The organism is Rhodoferax ferrireducens, from assembly GCF_003347515.1.
In the GTDB taxonomy this organism is placed as follows: domain Bacteria; phylum Pseudomonadota; class Gammaproteobacteria; order Burkholderiales; family Burkholderiaceae_C; genus Rhodoferax.
In genome coordinates, this window is sequence record NZ_QEII01000300.1 from 48004 (window position 1) to 67638 (window position 19635).

The 19635-nt window shown below is 60.6% G+C and carries 20 protein-coding genes; 6 read left to right on the forward strand and 14 right to left on the reverse strand.

The features are described 5' to 3' along the window. Positions 1 to 8 precede the first annotated feature (8 nt). From C5P05_RS22715 to C5P05_RS22740, 6 genes are all read right to left on the reverse strand, one after another. A complete protein-coding gene (locus C5P05_RS22715) occupies positions 9 to 704 on the reverse strand; it encodes an ABC transporter ATP-binding protein (protein WP_114972202.1) in 696 nt (231 codons plus the stop codon). Positions 705 to 706: 2 nt separating this feature from the next. Next, the gene (locus C5P05_RS22720) at positions 707 to 1498 is read right to left on the reverse strand and encodes an ABC transporter ATP-binding protein (RefSeq protein ID WP_114972132.1); all 792 of its coding nucleotides are present in this window, start codon (positions 1496 to 1498) and stop codon (positions 707 to 709) included. Next, positions 1495 to 2784, reverse strand: a complete 1290-nt coding sequence (locus tag C5P05_RS22725; RefSeq protein WP_114972133.1) for a branched-chain amino acid ABC transporter permease — start codon at positions 2782 to 2784, stop codon at positions 1495 to 1497. Before C5P05_RS22725 ends, C5P05_RS22720 begins: the two co-directional genes overlap by 4 nt. A gap of 3 nt (positions 2785 to 2787) precedes the next feature. Next, positions 2788 to 3735 carry a branched-chain amino acid ABC transporter permease gene (locus C5P05_RS22730; RefSeq protein ID WP_114972134.1) on the reverse strand — a complete coding sequence of 316 codons (948 nt, stop codon included), beginning with the start codon at positions 3733 to 3735 and terminating at the stop codon, positions 2788 to 2790. Between the two features lie 137 nt (positions 3736 to 3872). Further along, positions 3873 to 5108, reverse strand: a complete 1236-nt coding sequence (locus C5P05_RS22735; protein WP_114972135.1) for a branched-chain amino acid ABC transporter substrate-binding protein — start codon at positions 5106 to 5108, stop codon at positions 3873 to 3875. Positions 5109 to 5217: 109 nt separating this feature from the next. Beyond that, entirely contained in the window at positions 5218 to 6846 is a 1629-nt protein-coding gene (locus tag C5P05_RS22740; RefSeq protein WP_114972136.1) for a 3-(methylthio)propionyl-CoA ligase, read from the reverse strand. A 158-nt stretch (positions 6847 to 7004) separates the two neighbouring features. Here C5P05_RS22740 and C5P05_RS22745 point away from each other — a divergent pair, with 158 nt between their 5' ends. Genes C5P05_RS22745 through C5P05_RS22765 form a run of 5 tightly spaced genes read left to right on the forward strand, consistent with a single transcriptional unit; the run spans position 7005 to position 10610 of the window. Continuing rightward, on the forward strand, positions 7005 to 8510 hold the full coding sequence (locus tag C5P05_RS22745; RefSeq protein WP_114972137.1) for a protein adenylyltransferase SelO family protein: 1506 nt from the start codon (positions 7005 to 7007) through the stop codon (positions 8508 to 8510). A 28-nt stretch (positions 8511 to 8538) separates the two neighbouring features. Then, a complete protein-coding gene (gene msrB / locus C5P05_RS22750) occupies positions 8539 to 8949 on the forward strand; it encodes a peptide-methionine (R)-S-oxide reductase MsrB (protein ID WP_114972138.1) in 411 nt (136 codons plus the stop codon). Next, positions 8946 to 9485, forward strand: a complete 540-nt coding sequence (locus C5P05_RS22755) for a septation protein A (RefSeq protein ID WP_114972139.1) — start codon at positions 8946 to 8948, stop codon at positions 9483 to 9485. The genes msrB and C5P05_RS22755 overlap by 4 nt, the downstream gene beginning before the upstream one ends. A gap of 8 nt (positions 9486 to 9493) precedes the next feature. Continuing rightward, positions 9494 to 9787, forward strand: a complete 294-nt coding sequence (locus tag C5P05_RS22760) for a BolA family protein (RefSeq protein ID WP_114972140.1) — start codon at positions 9494 to 9496, stop codon at positions 9785 to 9787. Positions 9788 to 9824: 37 nt separating this feature from the next. Continuing rightward, entirely contained in the window at positions 9825 to 10610 is a 786-nt protein-coding gene (locus C5P05_RS22765) for a peptidylprolyl isomerase (RefSeq protein WP_114972141.1), read from the forward strand. A gap of 63 nt (positions 10611 to 10673) precedes the next feature. On the opposite strand, the gene C5P05_RS22770 is transcribed toward C5P05_RS22765, so the two are convergent. Further along, positions 10674 to 11444 carry a DUF1624 domain-containing protein gene (locus C5P05_RS22770; RefSeq protein WP_232834629.1) on the reverse strand — a complete coding sequence of 257 codons (771 nt, stop codon included), beginning with the start codon at positions 11442 to 11444 and terminating at the stop codon, positions 10674 to 10676. A gap of 71 nt (positions 11445 to 11515) precedes the next feature. Here C5P05_RS22770 and C5P05_RS22775 point away from each other — a divergent pair, with 71 nt between their 5' ends. Then, a complete protein-coding gene (locus C5P05_RS22775) occupies positions 11516 to 12046 on the forward strand; it encodes a phasin family protein (RefSeq protein ID WP_114972143.1) in 531 nt (176 codons plus the stop codon). Positions 12047 to 12084: 38 nt separating this feature from the next. On the opposite strand, the gene C5P05_RS22780 is transcribed toward C5P05_RS22775, so the two are convergent. From C5P05_RS22780 to C5P05_RS22810, 7 genes are read right to left on the reverse strand one after another with little or no spacing between them, the layout of a single operon-like run. Further along, positions 12085 to 13551, reverse strand: coding sequence for an N-acyl-D-amino-acid deacylase family protein (locus C5P05_RS22780; RefSeq protein WP_114972144.1), 1467 nt, complete (start codon positions 13549 to 13551; stop codon positions 12085 to 12087). Then, positions 13548 to 14486, reverse strand: coding sequence for a MurR/RpiR family transcriptional regulator (locus tag C5P05_RS22785; protein ID WP_114972145.1), 939 nt, complete (start codon positions 14484 to 14486; stop codon positions 13548 to 13550). The genes C5P05_RS22780 and C5P05_RS22785 overlap by 4 nt, the downstream gene beginning before the upstream one ends. 11 nt (positions 14487 to 14497) lie before the next feature. Beyond that, entirely contained in the window at positions 14498 to 15769 is a 1272-nt protein-coding gene (locus tag C5P05_RS22790; protein ID WP_114972146.1) for an amino acid deaminase, read from the reverse strand. After that, complete coding sequence (locus C5P05_RS22795; protein ID WP_114972147.1) at positions 15766 to 16752, reverse strand: ABC transporter ATP-binding protein; 987 nt, start codon at positions 16750 to 16752, stop codon at positions 15766 to 15768. Before C5P05_RS22795 ends, C5P05_RS22790 begins: the two co-directional genes overlap by 4 nt. Continuing rightward, positions 16749 to 17804: an ABC transporter ATP-binding protein gene (locus tag C5P05_RS22800; protein ID WP_198674834.1), complete on the reverse strand. Its 1056-nt coding sequence runs from the start codon at positions 17802 to 17804 to the stop codon at positions 16749 to 16751. The genes C5P05_RS22795 and C5P05_RS22800 overlap by 4 nt, the downstream gene beginning before the upstream one ends. A gap of 2 nt (positions 17805 to 17806) precedes the next feature. Further along, entirely contained in the window at positions 17807 to 18682 is an 876-nt protein-coding gene (locus C5P05_RS22805) for an ABC transporter permease (protein WP_114972149.1), read from the reverse strand. Further along, the gene (locus C5P05_RS22810) at positions 18679 to 19626 is read right to left on the reverse strand and encodes an ABC transporter permease (protein WP_114972150.1); all 948 of its coding nucleotides are present in this window, start codon (positions 19624 to 19626) and stop codon (positions 18679 to 18681) included. Before C5P05_RS22810 ends, C5P05_RS22805 begins: the two co-directional genes overlap by 4 nt. Positions 19627 to 19635 lie beyond the last annotated feature (9 nt).

The following is a 19635-nucleotide window of genomic DNA, read 5'->3' on the forward strand; positions in this document are numbered from 1 at the left end:
CAAGGGGTTCAAACCTCCAGCCATTCCTTGCGGATGTAGCTGTCATTGCGCAACTCCGTCGGGCTCCCCGTGAACACAATGCTGCCGTGCCCCATGACCAGGCAGCGGTCCGAAATATCCATGGCAATGGTCAATTTCTGTTCAATCAGCAACACGGAGATCCCCCTGTTTTTAAGTTCCTTCAGGTAGTGCGCTACCAGTTCGACAATTTTGGGTGCCAGTCCCTCGGTGGGTTCGTCGATGATGATGAGGTCCGGGTCGCCCATGAGGGTGCGGCACAGCGTGAGCATCTGCTGCTCACCGCCCGACATCACACCCGCTTGCGTGTGCTGGCGTTCTTTGAGCCGCGGAAACATCTGGTACATGTCGTCCAGCGACCAGCGCCCGGCTTTGCGGGCGCTTTTCTGGCCCAGGTACAAATTCTGCTCGACCGTCAGGTTGGGGAAAATATCGCGACTTTCGGGCACATAGCCGATGCCCAAATGCGCAATCTCGAAGGTCTTTTTGCCCAGCATCTCCTGCCCTTTCCAGAGCAGGGAGCCATGGCAGTCCACCAAGCCCATGATGGCCTTGGCCGTGGTCGAGCGGCCCGAGCCATTGCGGCCCAACAGCGCGACGATTTCGCCGCTCTGCACGCCAAAGTGAACGCCATGCAGCACATGGCTCTTGCCGTAATACGCGTGCAGGTTTTCTATTTCCAACATCATCAGTGACCTCCTGCCTGCAAGTCAGCCACTGAAGAACCCAGGTAGGCCTCCTGCACACACGCGTTGGCGCGCACCGCCTCAGGCACATCGTAGGCCAGCAATTCACCGTACACCACGACGGCGATCTTGTCGGCCAGGCCAAAGACGACACCCATGTCGTGCTCCACCGTCAAAAGCGTTTTGCCGACCGTCACGTCTTTGATCAGCTTGATGAAACGACTGGTTTCCGACTTGCTCATGCCCGCGGTCGGCTCGTCCAGCAAGATGACGCCGGCACCACCGGCGATGGTGATGCCGATCTCCAGCGCGCGCTGCTCGGCATAGGTCAGGTTGATGGCCAGCACGTCGCGCTTTCGGTCCAGCTTGACCATTTCCATCAACTCGGTGGCGCGGTCATTGGCATCGTCCAGGTCCGCCAGAAACTTTAGAAAAGTGTATTTATAGCCCAGGCTCCACAACACGCCGCAGCGCAAATTCTCGAACACACTGAGTTTGGGGAAGATATTGGTGATCTGGAAACTGCGGCTCAAACCCATGCGGTTGATCTCGAACGGTTTTTTGCCGTTGAGACGTTGACCGTTGAGCAGCACGTCGCCGCTGCTGGGCTCGAAGCGGCCGCTGATCAGGTTGAACAAGGTGGACTTGCCGGCGCCGTTCGGGCCGATGATGCCGACACGCTCCCCCTTGGGCACCGCCAGATTGATGCCGCGAATGATCTCGGTCTTGCCAAAGCTCTTGCGCAAGTCCTTCAATTCCAGCGCAATGCCGGGTTGACTAGACGCATTGCTCATAGCGCCTCCCTTCGTTTGATTTCTTTTTCAATGTTTTCCTGAATCTGACTCCACTCCCGGGCAAACTGTCGACGGCAAACTTCAAATAGCCCCACGCCCGTCAACATCACAAACACGGCGCCGAACCAGCTGTTCAGACCTTTCGAATCCAGCGTCGCACCCAGAAACGTCAGCTCCGTCCCGAGTGCCGAGTTCAGTTGCAGGTGGTAGACCATCTCGATCATCGCCCCGGCGCCGATCAACACCACGAGTGCCGTGAACGCCAGCGCCAGATAGCTGACCCAGAGTTTGCGCAGGTAACCATACACCGCTACCCGCAGGTTCATCATGATCAGGGAGGCCACGCCACCCGGCGCATACATCACCATGAAGAGGAATACCAAACCGAGATACAGCAGCCAGGCCTTCGTGAACTCGGACAGCAAAACAAAAGCCAGCACCATGAGAATGGCGCCAAGGATCGGCCCGAAGAAGAAGGTCGCCCCGCCCAGAAACGTGAACAGCAGGTAAGCGCCCGAGCGGTAGCCGCTGACCACTTCCGAGGTGACAATTTCAAAATTCAAGGCCGCCAGTCCGCCCGATATACCGGCAAAAAACGCCGCCACGATGAAGGCAAAATACCGCACCTTCTGCGTGTCATAACCGACGAACTCCACGCGCTCGGGGTTGTCACGCACCGCATTCAACATCCGTCCCAAAGGGGTGCGTGTGAACGCAAACATCAGCGCGGTACAGACAAAGGTGTAGACGGCGATCAGGTAATACAGCTGAATCTGCGGCCCGTAAGTGATGCCCAAGGTCTTGGCGCCGGCCACACGGTTGCCTGACACGCCGCCCTCGCCGCCAAAAAACTCAGGAAACATCAGGGACATGGCCCACACCAGTTCGCCAATGCCCAGGGTGATCATCGCAAACGGCGTCGCCGCCTTCTTGGTGGTGACCCAACCCAGCAGGATGGCGACCCCCATGCTGGCCAGGCCGCCCACAATCGGGATCAGACTCACCGGCAAGGGCAGCCCGCCAGACACCTTGTTCAAGGTGTGAATGGCGAGAAACGAGCCCATGCCGGAATAGACCGCGTGACCAAAACTCAGCATGCCGCCCTGCCCCAGCAGGATGTTGTAGCTGAGACAAACGATGATGGCAATGCCCATTTGGCTGAGCATGGTCTGGCTCAAGCTGCTGGTAAAGAGCAGGGGCACCGTGGCCAACACCACGGCAAACAAAGTCCAGACAAGGAAGCGTCCGACGTTGAGCGGCTTGAACTCACAAACACTTTTGCTCATGGATCAGCCCTCCCGCGTGCCAAGAAGACCCTTGGGCCGAAAAATCAGGATCAGCACCAGAAACAGATAAGGCAGGATGGGCGCTACCTGACTGAGCTTGAGCTTGAGCAGCGCATAGCCAAAGGTCGAGGGCGTCAGCATCACACCCACCGTCTCAAGCGCCGACAGCACGGAAGCGTCAATCGCCACCGCAAAGGTCTGAAGCACGCCAATCAGCAGCGAGGCCAGAAAAGCCCCCGCCAGAGAGCCCATGCCGCCGACTACGACCACCACGAAAATCACGCCGCCGACCGAGAACGCCATGCTCGGCTCGGTGACGTAGGCATTACCGCCAATGACGCCCGCCAAACCCGCCAGCGCACAGCCACCGCCAAACACCAGCATGAAGACACGGGGCACGTTGTGCCCCAACGCTTCCACCATCTCGGGATGTGTCAAGGCCGCCTGAATCACCAGACCGATCCGCGTGCGCGTGAGCAAGAGCCAGATGGCCAACAACATCAACAGCGCGACCCCCATCATGAAGGCACGGTACATCGGGAACTGGGTGCCAAAGAGGGTGAACAAGGGGCCGTCCAGTGCCACCGGCACCCGGTAGTCAACCGAACCGCGGCCCCAGATCAACTGCACCACTTCGAGAATGATGTAACTCAGGCCAAAGGTGATGAGAAGCTCGGGCGTGTGACCAAACTTGTGCACCCGGCGCAGGCAATATTTTTCAAACGCCGCACCCAGCAGGCCCACCAACAAAGGCGCCACCAGCAAGGCCGGCCAGAAACCCACGACCGAGGTCACGGTGTACGCGAGGTAGGCGCCCACCATGTAGAAGGAAGCATGCGCGAAGTTGAGAACGCCCATCATGCTGAAGATCAGCGTCAGCCCGGAACTCAGCATGAACAGCAGCAAGCCGTAGCTGATGCCGTTCAGCAGTGAAATGGTATAGAACTCCATGGGGTGTTCGTGAAATAGTGAGAAGAAGCCAAGACAACCGGCCTGCAGGGCCGGTACGAGAAAAGAGTTGGCGGAAAAACGCCACTAAAAAACGCCGAGTAGCGACAAGGCCACCCGGCGTTGATATCAGACCAACCTTACCCCGGGAGCTTCATCTGGCAGCTGGTGGGGGTGCTGGCCACATACGCATCAATGTACTTGAGGGGCGCAAAGGTGTAGCCGGTTTTCTCCACACTGTAGGGGTTCTGCTTGTCCACTTTTTGCCATTTGGAGATGTAGAGCCCCTGCTGCATCTGGTGGTCGGATTTACGCATCTCGGAGTCGCCGTTGAAGCCCTTGAACTTCAGCCCGCTCATGGCGGCAGCCACCTTGACCGGATCCGTGGATTTGGCCTTGGCCATGGCTTCGCTCAGAAGCAGGATGCCGTTGTAGATGGAGAAGGTGTAGAAGTCGTCGCCGAACTTCTTCTGGTAGTCGCCCGTCAGTTTGCCCATGACGCCGGCGTAGTTGGAGTGGTTGTATGCGATCTGGTACACCTCGCTTTCCCCGCCGGAAGCCAGCGCGGTGGGCGTGCCCGCCACGCCCGCATAGTAGGTGTACATGGGCAACTTGAGTCCCGCGTCGTTCAGCGCCTTGACGAACAAGGTCAGGTCAGCACCCCAGTTGCCGGTGACGATGGTGTCGGCCCCCGACTGCTTGATCTTGGCGACATAGGGCGCAAAGTCCTTGACCTGACCCAGCGGCACCAGGTCATCGCCGACAATTTGCGTATCCGGCCGCTTGCGCGCCATGCCTTCCTTGAAGTACTTGGCAACCTGCTGCCCATGTGAGTAGTTCTGGTTGAGCAGGTACACCTTCTTGACCTTGGCCTGGTCTTTCATGAAGCTGGTCAGCGCCTCCATTTTCTGCGAGGTATCGGCGTCCAGCCTGAAGTGCCAGTAGTTGCATTTTTCGTTGGTCAGCGCCGGGTCCACCGCGGCGTAGTTCAGGTAGACCACCTCCTTGCCCGGGTTGCGCTCGTTGTGCTTGGCAACGGCATCGGACAAAGCCAGTGCGGCGCCGGAACCATTGCCTTGCGCGATGTAGCGAAAGCCCTGGTCAACCGCTGCCTTGAAGGTGTTGAGTGCTTCTTGTGGCGCACCCTTGCTGTCCATGCCAATGATTTCAAATTTCACACCCGCGGCATTCTTGGCGCCGTTCAAGTTGTCGGCCAGAAACTGCCAGCTCTTGAGCTGGTTTTGCCCCACATTGGCCATCGGCCCGGACAGACCTTCGATCATGGCAATCTTGACGGTTTCGCCCTTTTGGGCGAACGCGCCGCCGGCGCACATGACGGTCACCGCGGCTGCAACAAGCTTGAATCCAAATTTCATAAAACAATCTCCTGAGTTTCAGACTATCAACACTCGTCCAGCGTACAAGTGTTTGTGTAATGCACCCCAAGGGATTTCCCGTAGAGTGAATCACCCATGTGACAGCTGATCAGGCGTCAGGCAGTTTGTAGTCCTTGAGCAATTCACGCAGCTTGCTCTTTTGCATCTTGCCGGTGCCGCCCAGCGGAATGGCATCGACAAACACGACGTCGTCCGGGATCTGAAACTTCGCTGTTTTGCCTTCGTAAAATTTGAGCAGTTCATCACGCGACACTTCGCAGCCCGGCTTGGTGACCACCGCAATGATGGGCCGCTCGTCCCACTTGGGATGCTTCATGCCAATGCAAGCCGCCATCGCCACGGCGGGATGCGCCATGGCAATGTTCTCCACGTCGATAGAGCTGATCCATTCACCACCGGACTTGATGACGTCTTTGCTGCGGTCGGTGATCTGCATGTAGCCGTCCGCATCGATCGTAGCCACGTCGCCGGTCGGGAACCAGCCGTCCACCAGGGGGGAGCCGCCCTCGCCTTTGAAATACTCGCTGATGATCCACGGCCCCTTGACCAGCAAATCGCCATAAGCCTTGCCATCCCAGGGCAGCTCATGACCTTCGTCGTCAACGATCTTCATATCGACACCAAAAATGCCGCGCCCCTGTTTGAGCCGGACTTTCATTTTCTCTTCCGGTGTCATCGGCAGATGCTTGTTCTTGAGGGTGCACACCGTCCCCAGTGGCGACATCTCCGTCATGCCCCAGGCGTGGAGAACCTCCACACCGTAGACGTCATTGAAGGCCGTGATCATGGCCGGTGGGCAGGCCGATCCACCAATCACCGTGCGCTTGAGCGTGCTGAAGCGCAGATCGCCGGCCTGCATGTGAGCCAGCATCATTTGCCACACGGTCGGCACGCCGGCGGCGAACGTCACGCGCTCACTTTCAATCAACTCAAAAATCGACTTGCCATCCATCGCCGGGCCGGGGAACACCAGTTTCGCGCCGGTCATCGCGGCTGAATACGGCAAGCCCCAGGCATTGACGTGAAACATGGGGACCACCGGCAAAACCGCGTCGCGCGCGCTCATGCTCAAGGCGTCCGGCAAGGCGCCGGACAGAGCGTGCAGCATGGTCGAGCGATGGCTGTACAAAGCCGCTTTGGGGTTGCCCGTGGTGCCGCTGGTGTAGCACATGCTGGAGGCCGAATTTTCATCAAACGACGGCCATTGGTAGTTGCTGGATTGCTTGCCAATCCATGCTTCATAGCTCAGCAGACCGGGAATGCCGGTGTCGGCCGGCAACTTGTCCGCGTCAACCAGTGCCACAAAATGTTTGATGGTGGTGCAGCGGCTGTGGATGGCTTTGACGATGGGCAAGAACGTCATGTCAAAACACAGCACCGTGTCTTCGGCGTGGTTGGCAATCCAGGCTATCTGATCCGGGTGCAGGCGCGGGTTGAGCGTGTGCAGCACACGACCCGATCCGCTCACGCCAAAATACAGTTCCAGATGCCGGTAGCCGTTCCACGCCAGCGTGGCAACCCGCTCGCTAAAGCCCAGCTTCAAGTCGTCCAAGGCGTTGGCGACCTGGCGTGCACGCTGACCCACATCCTTGTAGGTGCAGCGATGAATATCCCCTTCCACCCGGCGAGATACGACCTCGCCTTCGCCATGGTGGCGTTCGGCAAACTCGATCAGCGACGAGATCAACAACTGGTGGCTTTGCATCAACCCGAGCATGGGAGAACTCCTGAATAGTGGTGGTACCGAGCGTTACATGGTACTGCGGCTTATTCCTTGAGGAATCGCACGCAGTCCCCTTCAGGACACGGGCGTTTACCCTGAGCACATAACCCTGCGAACTCTGGGTACAGCCGCACTTGCGAGACAATTCCGCCATGACCATGGCGACACAAAACTCCAGCACCCTCGACGTCGGCTTGATCTGGCGCAACAGTTTTGCCCAGCTCGGCAGAACTTTTTACACGCCGCTCGCGCCTCAGCCACTGCCCGCACCCTACTGGGTGAGTAGCAGTCGTGCGCTGGCCCGCGAACTGGGCCTGGATCAATCGTGGCTGGCGTCACCTGAGCTGCTGGAAGTTGTCTCGGGCAACCGTCCCTTGGCGGGCACCCAGCCCCTGGCCAGCGTTTACAGCGGCCATCAATTTGGCCAATGGGCGGGGCAACTCGGCGATGGCCGCGCCATTTTGCTGGGCGAAACCGCGGACGGAATGGAGGTACAGCTCAAAGGCTCGGGGCTCACACCCTACTCGCGCATGGGCGACGGGCGTGCCGTGTTGCGCTCCAGCATCCGCGAGTTTTTGTGCAGCGAGGCCATGCAAGGCCTGGGCATCCCGACCTCGCGAGCGCTATGCGTGACCGGCTCGGATGCGCCCATACGCCGCGAAACCATCGAAACGGCGGCGGTGGTCACGCGGGTGGCGCCCAGCTTTGTACGCTTTGGCCACTTCGAGCATTTTTCGCACCGTGGCCAGCATGTGCAACTCAAAGCCCTGGCGGACTACGTGATAGGCCGCTTTTACCCGGCATGCCGCAGCAGCGACAAGTTTGCCGGCAACGCCTACGCGGCCCTGTTGGAAGCGGTGAGCGAGCGCACGGCCAACATGGTGGCGCAGTGGCAGGCCGTGGGCTTTTGCCATGGCGTCATGAACACCGACAACATGAGCATTCTGGGCTTGACCATCGACTACGGTCCGTTCCAGTTTCTGGATGCGTATGACCCCGGTCATGTCTGCAACCATTCCGACGATCAGGGTCGTTATGCCTTCAACAAGCAACCCAACATCGCCTACTGGAACCTGTTTTGCCTGGGCCAGGCCTTGCTGCCCCTGATCGAAGAACAGGAACTCGCCCTCGCCGCCCTGGAGTCCTATAAAACCGTGTTTCCCGCCGCCTTGGAGAAACTGATGTGCGCCAAGCTGGGCCTGCTGGATGCCGACGGCGACAAGGCTACGGACCAGTCGGCGGGTGACCGGACCCTGATTGAAGACATCCTGAAGCTGCTGGCCCAGGACCGGGTCGACTACACCATCTTCTGGCGACGCCTGAGCCATTCCAGCGCCGGCACCGACGTGGAGCCGGTGCGTGACCTGTTTGTGGACCGGGCTGCGGCCGACGCCTGGTTGCTACACTATTCGGAGCGGCTTGCGCATATTCCACGGGGGCTAGTGACCGATTTGATGCTAAGAACCAATCCGAAGTTCGTGCTGCGCAACCATTTGGGCGAATTGGCCATCCAGGCGGCGAAACTTAAAGACTTTTCGCAAGTCAATACCTTGCTGATGCTGCTTGAATCGCCCTTTGAGGAACACCCGGGTTTTGAGGAATACGCGTCCTTCCCGCCCGATTGGGCGCAAAGTATCTCGATCAGCTGCAGCTCCTGAACCCTTCAACCCCCTAGCCAACCAGATCATGACCTACAAAATTGAAAAAACCGATGCCGAGTGGAAAGCCCTGCTGGCGGCTAAAGGCGCCGAACCGCTGGCCTTTGAGGTCACGCGCCATGAAGCCACCGAGCGCGCCTACACCGGCAAACTGGAGGACAACACGGCGGCCGGCATTTACAAGTGCATTTGTTGCGACAAGCCGCTGTTTGATGCCAGCACCAAATTTGACTCCGGCTGCGGCTGGCCCAGCTATTTCCAGCCCATCGATGAAGCGGCCGTGGACACCAAGGTGGACGGAGCGCTGCGGATGCAACGCACCGAGGTGCACTGCGCCGACTGCGGCGCGCATCTGGGTCATGTGTTTGAAGACGGCCCCGCGCCCACCGGCCTGCGTTACTGCATGAACTCGGCTTCGTTAAACTTCACCCCTAAATGAAAATACTGATCGACTTCTTCCCCATCCTGCTGTTTTTCGGTAGTTTCAAGCTTTACGACATTTATGTGGGCACGGGCGTACTGATGGCCGCCACCGTGGTGCAAATGGGCCTGATTTACTCGATGGACCGCAAACTGACGGTCATGCACAAGATTACGCTCGCTCTTGTGCTGATTTTTGGCACCCTGACCCTGGTGCTGCACGACGACCGCTTCATCAAGTGGAAGCCCACCGTCTTGTACGCGGCCATGGCGATTGCGCTGGCCGCAGCGGTGTGGATATGGAAGAAGAACTTCCTCAAACTGCTGCTGGGCAGCCAGATGGAATTGCCTGATCCGGTGTGGCAACGGCTCAACGTGGTGTGGATCTTCTATTGCGCCTTCATGTCGCTCATCAACGCCTATGTGGCCGCCTACTACAGCACGGAAGCCTGGGTCAATTTCAAGGTATGGGGCTATGCGTTTCCGCTGGTCTTCATTGTGGGCCAGGGTTTCTATATTGCGCGTTACCTCAAAACCGACGAACCCCAGGCCTGACACCCTTTATGACACCCACTACCATGCCAGCAGCACCCACCGCACAGCAACTTGAACAGCGTTTGCGCGAAACCCTTCAACCCGTCACGCTTGAAGTCGTGGATGAAAGCGCCCAGCACAATGGTCACGCGGGGGCCAATGGCACGGGCTCGGGGACGCACTTTCGGGTGAAGATCACTTCACATTTGTTTACAGGTAAGTCGGCCGTGATGCGCCATCGCCTTGTGTATGATTCACTGCAAGACTTCATGGACCAGGGCCTGCATGCGCTGGCCATTGAAGCCCATCTACCACCTGTTTGAATTTAACAATTTAAAAACTGTCACTTAGGAAACCTGAATGAGAATGAAATTTTTGTCCGCCGTTGCGACAGCGGCCATGCTGTGCACGCTGGCACCGGCTGTTTTGGCCCAAAACGTCGCCATCGTCAACGGCAAGGCCGTGCCCAAAGCCCGTGTCGACGCACTGGCCCAGCAGTTGGCCCGGTCGGGGCGCCCGGTGACCCCGGAAATGGAAGGCCAACTCAAGGACGAAGTCATCGCCCGCGAGATCTTCATCCAGGAAGCCCAAAAACAGGGCCTGGACGTGACAGACGACTTCAAGGTGCAGCTTGAACTGGCACGCCAGACCATTTTGATCCGTGAACTGTTTGGCAATTACCAAAAAGCCAATCCCGTCACCGATGTCGAAATCAAAGCCGAGTACGACAGATTTGCAGCCGCCAATGGTGGCAAGGAATTTCGTGCCCGCCACATCCTGGTGGAAAAGGAAGACGAGGCCAAGGCCATCATTGCCCAGCTGAAAAAAGGTGGAAAATTTGAAGAAATTGCCAAGAAATCCTCCAAAGACCCAGGCTCTGGCGCCAAGGGTGGGGATCTCGATTGGGCCGGCGCTGGCAACTATGTCGCCGAATTCTCGGAAGCACTGAGCAAGCTGACCAAGGGCAAGATGACCGAGACGCCGGTCAAGACCCAGTTCGGTTACCACATCATCCGCCTGGACGATGTACGTGATGCCCAGCTGCCAAAATTTGACGAGGTCAAACCGCAAATTTCGCAGCAATTGCAGCAACAGAAGATGACCAAGTTCCAGGAAGAACTGCGCGCCAAGGCGAAGGTCGAATAAGACCGTCGCAGTTCAAGAATCAAGAAAAAAAGCGGCGTCGAGCCGTTTTTTTTCACCGTGTTTTTATTTGACGAACCAGCCGAGCGCCATCAAGGCGCCAATCATCACCGGCTGGTGCAACAGGTAATAACTCAGACTCCAGCGCCCAAGGCTGGCCAGCGGCTTCACGATGGCTGTGGGCAAACGCCGCGGAAATCGCCTGCCCCCTTGGCGCGACAGCCAGGCGCCAGCCGCCACACCCCACCACATCACGCCCAGCCAGGGCAGCAGCGGCACATAGTCCTCCGTGATGGGCTTGCGCGTGACCAGCCCGAGCCAATTCAGCTGCGGGGAGTTAAATATATCGATAAATAGGGGGGTAGCCCCCGTCTCTATTGCGTAGACAGCTATATATTTAATAGCAATAGCCACTGCACCCAAACCCCAGAGCCAGCTACCCCAGCGTGTCGTCAAGCGCGCGACGATCAGCATCAGGGCGATGCCGTGCAGTACCCCGAAATAGATGAAGCTTTGCGGGTACATCAGCCACGACCCGGCCGTGACCAGTAGCGCACACCCCACCACCTCCACCCAGCGGCGCCAGAAACGGGGCCAGCTCTGTCCCTGTGCCACCGCAATGGCCTGGCCCATACCGGCACAAAACAAAAACAGGCTCAAGATAACGGTGCGCTGCCAGGTCCAGACCGGGTCGCGATAAAAATCCTGCCTGATGTAACCGAACTGGTTGAGGTCAAAACCGAAGTGGAACGCGGTCATCCACACCATGGCCAGACCGCGCAAAGCGTCTATTCCGTCAAATCGTGTCGTAAAAGCAGAAGAGTCTTTGCGCAGCATGGCTTGACGATACCCGAACAGTGGAGGAACAATTTGCGCGGTCTGTTTCATCAATCAACCGGGAGTCTTTCATGGCGACGAGCACTGCAAACCCTATCGTGAAGGCTGTTGCGGCCAAAACCACCAAAGCGGCGAAAACAATCAAGGCCAAGACGGCTGCTGCCAAGTCACCGGCCAAGCGCCCAGCGGCAAAAACCAAAACGACTGCGGCGCCTGCACCCACCACCTTGAAACAAGTGGCAACCCAGAGCCGCAGAAAAGTCAGCACCGTCGTGCATCTGACGCGAGACGCCTCGTTCAAACTGATCGATACCCAGCGTGCCATCTGGCTGGCGGGTCTAGGGGCGCTGGCCAAGGTCACCGCCTCCACCGGAACCAAAGGTGAAAAAGCCTTTGAAGCGCTGGTCAAGGCGGGCGAAAAAATGGAATCGCAGGCGCGTGGTGCCATCGACTCCAACGCCGATCTGCTCAAGCACCGCATCGACGATGCCACCAAGGTGGTGGATCAGGGCATCGACACCGTCGGCGACGCCTTTGACGCCCGGGTCAAACAGGCACTGGCCCGCTTGGGCTACCCCAAGGGCGGGAAGAACAAGAAATAATTAGTTGCTGCAGTCGCGCGCGCGAGCCCGAACAACCGTCACGAGCTAACAGCGCGTCGCACAAAACGACCGGCCCGGGCGCCGGTGGCGCGGCCGTCTTCCGTGTAGCTCAGGACCCCGTTGACCCACACCCGCTCAATACCGGCACTGAACTGGATCGGGTTCTCAAAGGTCGCCAAATCCCGAACCCGCGCCGGGTCGAACACCAGCACGTCGGCATAGAAGCCCGGCTTGAGCAGGCCGCGCTGGTCGAGCTTGAAACGTCGTGCCGACAAGCCTGTCATCTTGTGCACCGCCTGCTCCAGGGGCAGCAGGCCTTTTTCGCGCCAGTAACACGCGAGCACGCGGGGGAAGGTGCCCCACAGCCGAGGATGCGGCCGCTCGTCGTGCGGCAAACCGTCAGAACCGATCATCGACAGGGGATGCGCGATCACGCGTTCCACATCGTCTTCGCGCATCTGAAAATAGCAGGCGCCACCGGGCATCAGACGCCGGCAGGCCTCTTGTTGCGTCAACTCCCAAACCCTGGCGATATCTGCCAGATAGCGTCCCGCCAGTTCGGGATGCGGCTGGCTGCCGGTGATCAGGATATCGATCACGCCATCCACCAGGTCTTCGCGCAGCACGGTCGAGCCGGCCGTGTAGGGGTAGACATCCATGCCGATGTCCTGCTCGCGTGCCAGTTGCTCGATCAAAGGCAGGGTTTCGCGCGTGCGCCCCCAATTGGCGGGGCCTGCGCATTTGTGGTGCGACAGGACCAGCGGCAAACCGGCCTGGCGTGCGGTCAGCGCCGCCTCTTGCAGGGCTGGCAGAATGCCCGCCAGCTCGTCGCGAATATGGGTGGCGTAGATACCGCCGGAACGCGCCGCAGCACAGGCCAGGGCCGTCAACTCGGCCTGGTCGGCCGCATAGGCTTCCTGGTAAAAAACACCCGAGGACAGACCCAGGGCGCCAGCCGCCATAGCCTCTTCCAGGTCCTTCACCATCGCCGCCAACTCGTCCGCCTGAGCGGGTCGGTCCAGATGCGCCATGTGGTGCATGCGCAGCGTGGTGTGGCCCACCAGCGCCGCCACATTGACACTCGGCCTGGCCGCATCAACAGCCTGCGCATAGCCCGCCATCCCGGGAAAGCGAAACTGCTGGCGCCCCAACAAGGCCAACGGTGCCACGGGTTCCTGGGTCACCAGGGGCACGAGCGAGAGCCCGCAATTGCCCACCACCACAGTGGTCACGCCTTGCGAAAGTTTGGGCAGCATGGCCGGCGCATCCAGCACTGCCCCGTCATCATGCGTATGCACGTCAATGAAACCCGGCGCGATCACCTTGCCGCTGCAGTCGATTTCATCAAACGCCTGGCCAAACTGAGCCATCACCTCCGGCGCGATCTGGCCGGGCGCGGCCAGCGCGACAATCCGCTCCCCCGCCAGCAACACATCGCCGCGCCGGGCCGGACGGTTGTCACCGTCGACGATCAGGCCATTTCTCAGTAGCGTTGCGCGCGTCATATCAGACCTTTCTGCTGGTCGCTGGCCGGATCGGCTTGACTCTCGCTGCTGTCGGTGAAGCCGGCATATTCCGCACTGTCGAAGCCATGTTTTTGCAGCAACTGCTTGAACTGCTGCAGACCATGGGCGACCTGGGGCCCGAGCTGCTGCGCCAGACGAACCATCAGGATTTCGATCACCAGCAAATGCGCCAGATAGGCCTCGGTTCCGACGCGCATCACCGCATCCGGCGGCACGGAAACGGCCAGTACCAGATCGGCAATCCGGGCCAACGGTGTGTCGGGCTGCGTCAAGGCGACCACCGTGGCACCCTGAGCGCGGGCGAACTTGGCGGCCTCCAGCGTGTACGGCATGCTGCCCACATGCGAGATCACGAAGGCCACGCCATCGGGGCCGAGCGTGCTGGCGGAGACCAGCTGCTGGTGGGCGTCAAAAATGGCATTGGCGGTGCGGCCCATCCGGAACAAACGGCTTTGCAGCTCGTTGGCCATGAAGGAGGACGCCGAGCCGACCGAATAACAGTCAATGCGCCGCGCCTGGGCCAGTCGCATGGCCACCCGGTCGATCATGTCCGCGTCTATGCGCCGTCCCAGTTCGGTAAGCGAGACCACCGCTGCATGAATGATCTTGCTCGACACCTGTTGCGCCGAGTCATCGGGCGACACGCTGCGGTGCAGGTGCGAGCCGGACACCACCAGGTCTTGCGCCAGCGCCAGCATGAAGTCGCGCACCGAGTCGTAGCCAAAGCTGCGGCAGGTGCGCACCACGGTTGGCATGGACACCTGAGCGGTTTGCGCCAGTTGCTCCACCGTGGCCCCGGCCGCAGTGCGCGGATCTTCCAATATGCCTTGCACCACCTTGCGCTGCGCCTCGGGCAGAGCGGGCAGCCGTTCGCGCATCTGCTGCAACAAGCCTTGGGTGAGAGGAGAGTTCATGGGCAGCCCCCTTAAAACCGCGTGCTGACTGCACCGGTGATAGACCCGTCGTCTTCCACCAGCGGTAGCCAGCGCCATTTGTCAAACGTAGTGCAGGGGTGGGAAATGCCCAGGCCCACGCGGTCACCGACCGCAGGCGTCAAACCCGTTGGATCGAAGCGAAGATAAGCGTGCTGGTCATTGAGCGCACTGATCTTCCAGTCCGCCGGCACCGCCTTCGCCTGCAATTCGCCGCGTGCGGCATGGTGCTGAGGGATCGGCATCTCCAGGTCGTAAGAGATGTCACGCCGGCCGCAAGTCAACAAAGCCAGGCCCGGTTCCGGCACCGACTGCACCATGGCCCAGACTTCCAGCGCAGGGCGCAGTGAGCTGTCGAGTCCTTCGCGTTTTTCCAGTTGCACTAGGAACCGGGCATAGTTGCCGTGGTCGTGCGTGATATAGCAACCCGACCGCAGCACACCGAGCAAGGGGCGCGACACGCCCTGCAGGCGCAGCAGCGGGAGCACCAGGTCAAACACCGCCGATCCGCCGGCCGTGACCAGCACTTCGTCGCCCTCAAAGAGGTTTTCTCTTTCGCAGGCCCGAACCACTTCGGTCACGCGTCGCACCAGGGCGGTGACTTCACGCGCATCATGTTCGCTGTCACACTGGGCCACGCCACCTTCGTAGCATTCAATGCCGTCCAAGCGGACCGCAGCCGACGCAGCCAAAGCCTGCGCCAGTTGCAGCGCCTCTGCCAGCGTGCGGCAGCCCGTGCGCTGACCCGGTATGCCCATTTCCAGCAGCACCTCGAATGGCTTTGTCGCCGCGCGCCGGCCGGCCCAGTCTTCGATCAGCGCCAGTTGCGCGAGCGAATCGACCAAGAACCACACGCGCAAGTCGGCATGGCGCGCCAGCAAGGTACTCAAGCCGTCCAGGTCCACATCGCACACCACCTGGTTGGCGATGATGATGCGCCGCACGCCGGCATCCACCCCGACGGCCACCTGGTACACGGTCGCGAAGCTCATGCCCCAGGCACCGCCCGCCAGTTGCAGCCGAAACAACTCGGGCGACATGGTGGTCTTGCCATGCGGCGCCAGGGCAACACCCTTGCGCTGCGCATAAGCCTGCATCCAGGCCACGTTGTGGGCCAGCGCCGCGCGGCTGATCACCGCCAGCGGAAACGCCAGGTCATTCGCCAGCAGGTTCCAGCCCTTGGCAGGCAACTCGCTGGCTAGGCAGGGTGTGGCGTTAAGGGGGAAACTCTTGTAGCCGTGGTCAAGGGTGAAATCGGTGTTCATTTTGAATGGAGGATGTCGGTACGCCAGCAGGCGTTCCAGTGGTCGGGCCGCACTTCGCGCAGAACCGTCTCAGTGCTGGCGCACTGATCGATCGCATGCGGGCAACGGGTGCGAAAGACGCAGCCGGAAGGCGGGTTGGCGGGGCTGGGCAGGTCCCCTTTGAGCGGCGCAATACTGCGGCGCTGTGCCGGGTCGGGTATGGGCGCGGCCGCCAGCAAGGCTTGGGTATAGGGATGCTGCGGCTGCGAATAGAGCGCGTGGGTCGGGGCAATCTCCATCACCCGCCCGAGGTACAGCACCACGACGCGGTCACAGAGGTACTCCACCACGTCCAGGTCATGCGAGATGAAGAGGATCGTCAGGCCAAGTTGTTCTTTCAGCTCCCCAAGCAGGTTCACCACTTGCGCCTGGATGGAGACGTCCAGCGCCGACAAGGGCTCGTCCGCCACGATGAAGCGCGGTTCTACCGCCAGCGCGCGGGCAATGCCAATGCGCTGTCTTTGCCCGCCGGAGAATTCATGCGGAAAGCGCTCCGCATGCTCGGGGCGCAAACCCACTTGCTCCAGCAAGGCGTGGATGCGCGGCAAGCGCGCCGCGCCCTTGGCCAGACCATGCGTGTCCAGCGCCTCGGCCAGCACCTGCCGGATGCGCATGCGCGGGTTGAGGCTGGCGTAGGGGTCTTGAAAAATGATCTGGATTTTTGAGCGCAAGGGCCGGTACTGCGCTTGCGACAGGGTGGCCACGTCAACCGCGGCACCCTCGCCTTCGCCGTCATACAACATCTGGCCGGCCGTGGGATCGACCAGCCGGGTCAGCAATCGCCCAATCGTGCTCTTGCCCGATCCCGACTCACCGACCAGCCCCAGCGTTTCACCGCGACGAATGGAAAAGCTGACATCATCGACCGCCCGCACCGGATGACTGCCACCGCCAAAGTATTTGCTCAAGGCCCGAATGTCGACCAGATTGTCATGGGGCTTCATGCCGGCACCTCGTTGTTGACTTCATCGCGCACTTTGATGCAACGCACCATGCGGTGTTCGCCATGGGCGACCAGACTCGGCATCTGCGCATCGCAGTCAGCATCAGACAGAGGGCAACGGGGCGCGAAGGCACAACCGGGCGGCTGGGAGAAGGGACCGGAGACCTGGCCGGCAATCGCCTCCAGACGCGGGCGCTGCCCTGGCGCGCTGCCGGTCGCCCTCGCCCGCTGCCGCGCCACGCCCGGCAGACAAGCCAGCAAACCGCGGGTGTAAGGGTGCTTGGGCTGGGCAAAGAGTGCGTGCACCGGAGCGGCCTCGACGATGCGGCCCGCGTACATCACCGCCACCGCATCGGCGTACTGCGCCACCACGCCCAGGTTGTGGGTGATGAAGAGCAGGCTCATGCCGGTTTCCTTTTGCAGGCGGCCCATCAAGGCCAGGATTTGCGCCTGGATGGTGACGTCCAGCGCCGTCGTCGGCTCGTCCGCGATTAAGAGCGTGGGATTGCATGACATGGCCAGCGCGATCATCACCCGCTGGCGCATGCCGCCGGAGAGCTGGTGCGGGTACTCGTGGACACGCCGGGCCGCCGCCGGAATTTCCACCAGCTCCAGCATGCGCAGCGCATGGGCCAGCGCCGCCCGGCGGTCCAGCTTGAGATGCAAACGGACGGACTCGGCAATCTGATCGCCCACCGTGATGACCGGGTTCAGGCTGGTCATGGGCTCCTGGAAAATCATCGCCATCTCATTGCCGCGCAAGGCCCGCAAACCGGCCTCGGGCAGCGCCAGCAGATTCACACGCACGCCGTCGCGGCGCACAAACCAGGCCTCGCCGTCCATGCGTGCCTGCGAGGTCTTGGCGTGCAGTCCCATCAGGGAAAGACTGGTGACCGATTTGCCCGAGCCCGACTCACCGACCAGCGCCAGTGTTTCGCCCGGCGCGATCGTGAAGGACACATCGGCGACGCTCTGGATGCGTCCGGCGTCGGTGGCAAACGAGGTGGACAGGCCACGCACATCAAGTCGTGGTGCCACAAGCGTTGGGATCATGGTCATACAGCTTTTTTCAGTTTGGGATCCAGCAGATCGCGCACACCATCGCCCAGCATTTGCAGCGACACGGCGGTCAGCACAATCGCCAGCCCGGGAAACAGAATGGTCCAGAACGCCTTGTCGGAATACTCCAGGCTGCCGGCAATCATCGTGCCCCAGGTCGGAATATCGGGCGGCACACCGACGCCGAGAAAGGACAGACCGGCCTCGGCCAGAATGGCATAGGCAAAGATGAAGGTCACTTGCACCAGAATCGGTGACATCAGGTTGGGCAGGATGTGCGACCACAAAATGCGCGGCGTGCGCACGCCCAGAGCGCGTGCGGCATCCACGAACAACAGCTCGCGCAGCACCAGGGTGGCAGCGCGCACCACCCGCGCGACACGCGGCGTGTAGACGATGACCAGCGCCAGCATCACGTTCCACAGCGACACCCCCAGGATGGACACCAGCGCAATGCCCAAGAGGATGTCGGGGAAGGACATCATGGCGTCCACCAGGCGCATCAAGGGCGCATCCAGGCGCCGGAAAAATCCGGCCAGCACACCCATCAAGGTTCCCAGCACGACGGCGCCGGCGGCGGTCACGAAACCGATCAGCAAGGAGTAGCGAGCGCCGTGCACAATGCGCAGCAGCACGTCACGGCCCAGCTCGTCTGTCCCGGCCCAGTGCACCCAGGAGGGGGCGAACAGACGCTCGGTCACGGTGATGGCATTCGGGTCCGCGTCTGACAGCCACGGCACGAGGGCGGCAACGCAGACCACCAAGGCCAGCACCAGGGTCGCCGCCAACACCACTTTGCGGGCAAAAAGTTTACCCAGCAGCAGGGCCAGCGGCGCGCTGCGCTGTGAAAGGAATATTGTTAAAAATTTCATGAAGACTCCAGCCGGATGCGTGGATCCACCAGCGTGTAGAGCAGGTCAATCACCAGATTGATGAGGACGTAAATAGCCGCGATCACCAGCAAGGTGCCCTGAATGACGGGATAGTCGCGGCGCAGCACGGCACGCACCACCAGGTTGCCAACACCGGGCAGATTGAATACCGTCTCTGTCACCACGGTGCCGCCAATCATCAGCGCCGCGGTCAGGCCCAGCACCGTGATGATGGGCACCAGCGCATTGCGCAGCACATGATTGATCATCACCACCCGCTCTGGCAAGCCCTTGGCGCGCGCGGTGCGGACAAAATCCTCACCCAGAATATCCAGCATGGAGGCGCGCGTGAAACGGATGATCAGGGCCGAATTCAACAAACCCAGCACCATCGCCGGCAAAGCGAGGTGGTACAGGCGCTGCCCCAGGCCCATGCCGGGGTCGCCGTAACCGGAGGCGGGGAACCAGCCCAGGCGCACCGCAAAAAACTGGATCAGGATCAAGCCCATCCAGAAGCTTGGAATACTGGCCCCCAACATGGCCACACCGCTCAAGACCTGGTCGGCGGCGCGGCCGCGCCAGATGGCGGCCGCCATGCCGCAAGGAATCCCGATGAGTGCCGCAATGGCCACCGCAAACAAGGCGAGAAACAACGTGGGCTCGGCGCGCTCCAGCAAAGCTTGCGCCACTGGACGCTGCAGGAAAATCGACTGCCCCAGATTACCCTGCAACAACTCACCCACCCACAGCGCGAACTGCGCCGGCAGCGGCTTGTCCAGTCCATACTGCGTGCGGGCCTTGGCAATATCTTCCACCGTGGCCTGGTCACCGAGCATCAAGGCCATGGGATCGCCCGAGGCCAGCCGGGTCAGGAGAAAGACCAGCACCGCAACGATGACCAGCACCACGGCGGCGCCGGCCATGCGTTTGAGCAAGAAGCGCATGCGGATTCG

Bases quoted from the DNA above. Each gene is read 5' to 3' on its own strand.
- C5P05_RS22715 (WP_114972202.1), bottom strand. From the start codon at position 704: ATGTTGGAAATAGAAAACCTGCACGCGTATTACGGCAAGAGCCATGTG.
- C5P05_RS22720 (WP_114972132.1), bottom strand. From the start codon at position 1,498: ATGAGCAATGCGTCTAGTCAACCCGGCATTGCGCTGGAATTGAAGGAC.
- C5P05_RS22725 (WP_114972133.1), bottom strand. From the start codon at position 2,784: ATGAGCAAAAGTGTTTGTGAGTTCAAGCCGCTCAACGTCGGACGCTTC.
- C5P05_RS22730 (WP_114972134.1), bottom strand. From the start codon at position 3,735: ATGGAGTTCTATACCATTTCACTGCTGAACGGCATCAGCTACGGCTTG.
- C5P05_RS22735 (WP_114972135.1), bottom strand. From the start codon at position 5,108: ATGAAATTTGGATTCAAGCTTGTTGCAGCCGCGGTGACCGTCATGTGC.
- C5P05_RS22740 (WP_114972136.1), bottom strand. From the start codon at position 6,846: ATGCTCGGGTTGATGCAAAGCCACCAGTTGTTGATCTCGTCGCTGATC.
- C5P05_RS22745 (WP_114972137.1), top strand. From the start codon at position 7,005: ATGACCATGGCGACACAAAACTCCAGCACCCTCGACGTCGGCTTGATC.
- msrB (WP_114972138.1), top strand. From the start codon at position 8,539: ATGACCTACAAAATTGAAAAAACCGATGCCGAGTGGAAAGCCCTGCTG.
- C5P05_RS22755 (WP_114972139.1), top strand. From the start codon at position 8,946: ATGAAAATACTGATCGACTTCTTCCCCATCCTGCTGTTTTTCGGTAGT.
- C5P05_RS22760 (WP_114972140.1), top strand. From the start codon at position 9,494: ATGACACCCACTACCATGCCAGCAGCACCCACCGCACAGCAACTTGAA.
- C5P05_RS22765 (WP_114972141.1), top strand. From the start codon at position 9,825: ATGAGAATGAAATTTTTGTCCGCCGTTGCGACAGCGGCCATGCTGTGC.
- C5P05_RS22770 (WP_232834629.1), bottom strand. From the start codon at position 11,444: ATGCTGCGCAAAGACTCTTCTGCTTTTACGACACGATTTGACGGAATA.
- C5P05_RS22775 (WP_114972143.1), top strand. From the start codon at position 11,516: ATGGCGACGAGCACTGCAAACCCTATCGTGAAGGCTGTTGCGGCCAAA.
- C5P05_RS22780 (WP_114972144.1), bottom strand. From the start codon at position 13,551: ATGACGCGCGCAACGCTACTGAGAAATGGCCTGATCGTCGACGGTGAC.
- C5P05_RS22785 (WP_114972145.1), bottom strand. From the start codon at position 14,486: ATGAACTCTCCTCTCACCCAAGGCTTGTTGCAGCAGATGCGCGAACGG.
- C5P05_RS22790 (WP_114972146.1), bottom strand. From the start codon at position 15,769: ATGAACACCGATTTCACCCTTGACCACGGCTACAAGAGTTTCCCCCTT.
- C5P05_RS22795 (WP_114972147.1), bottom strand. From the start codon at position 16,752: ATGAAGCCCCATGACAATCTGGTCGACATTCGGGCCTTGAGCAAATAC.
- C5P05_RS22800 (WP_198674834.1), bottom strand. From the start codon at position 17,804: ATGATCCCAACGCTTGTGGCACCACGACTTGATGTGCGTGGCCTGTCC.
- C5P05_RS22805 (WP_114972149.1), bottom strand. From the start codon at position 18,682: ATGAAATTTTTAACAATATTCCTTTCACAGCGCAGCGCGCCGCTGGCC.
- C5P05_RS22810 (WP_114972150.1), bottom strand. From the start codon at position 19,626: ATGCGCTTCTTGCTCAAACGCATGGCCGGCGCCGCCGTGGTGCTGGTC.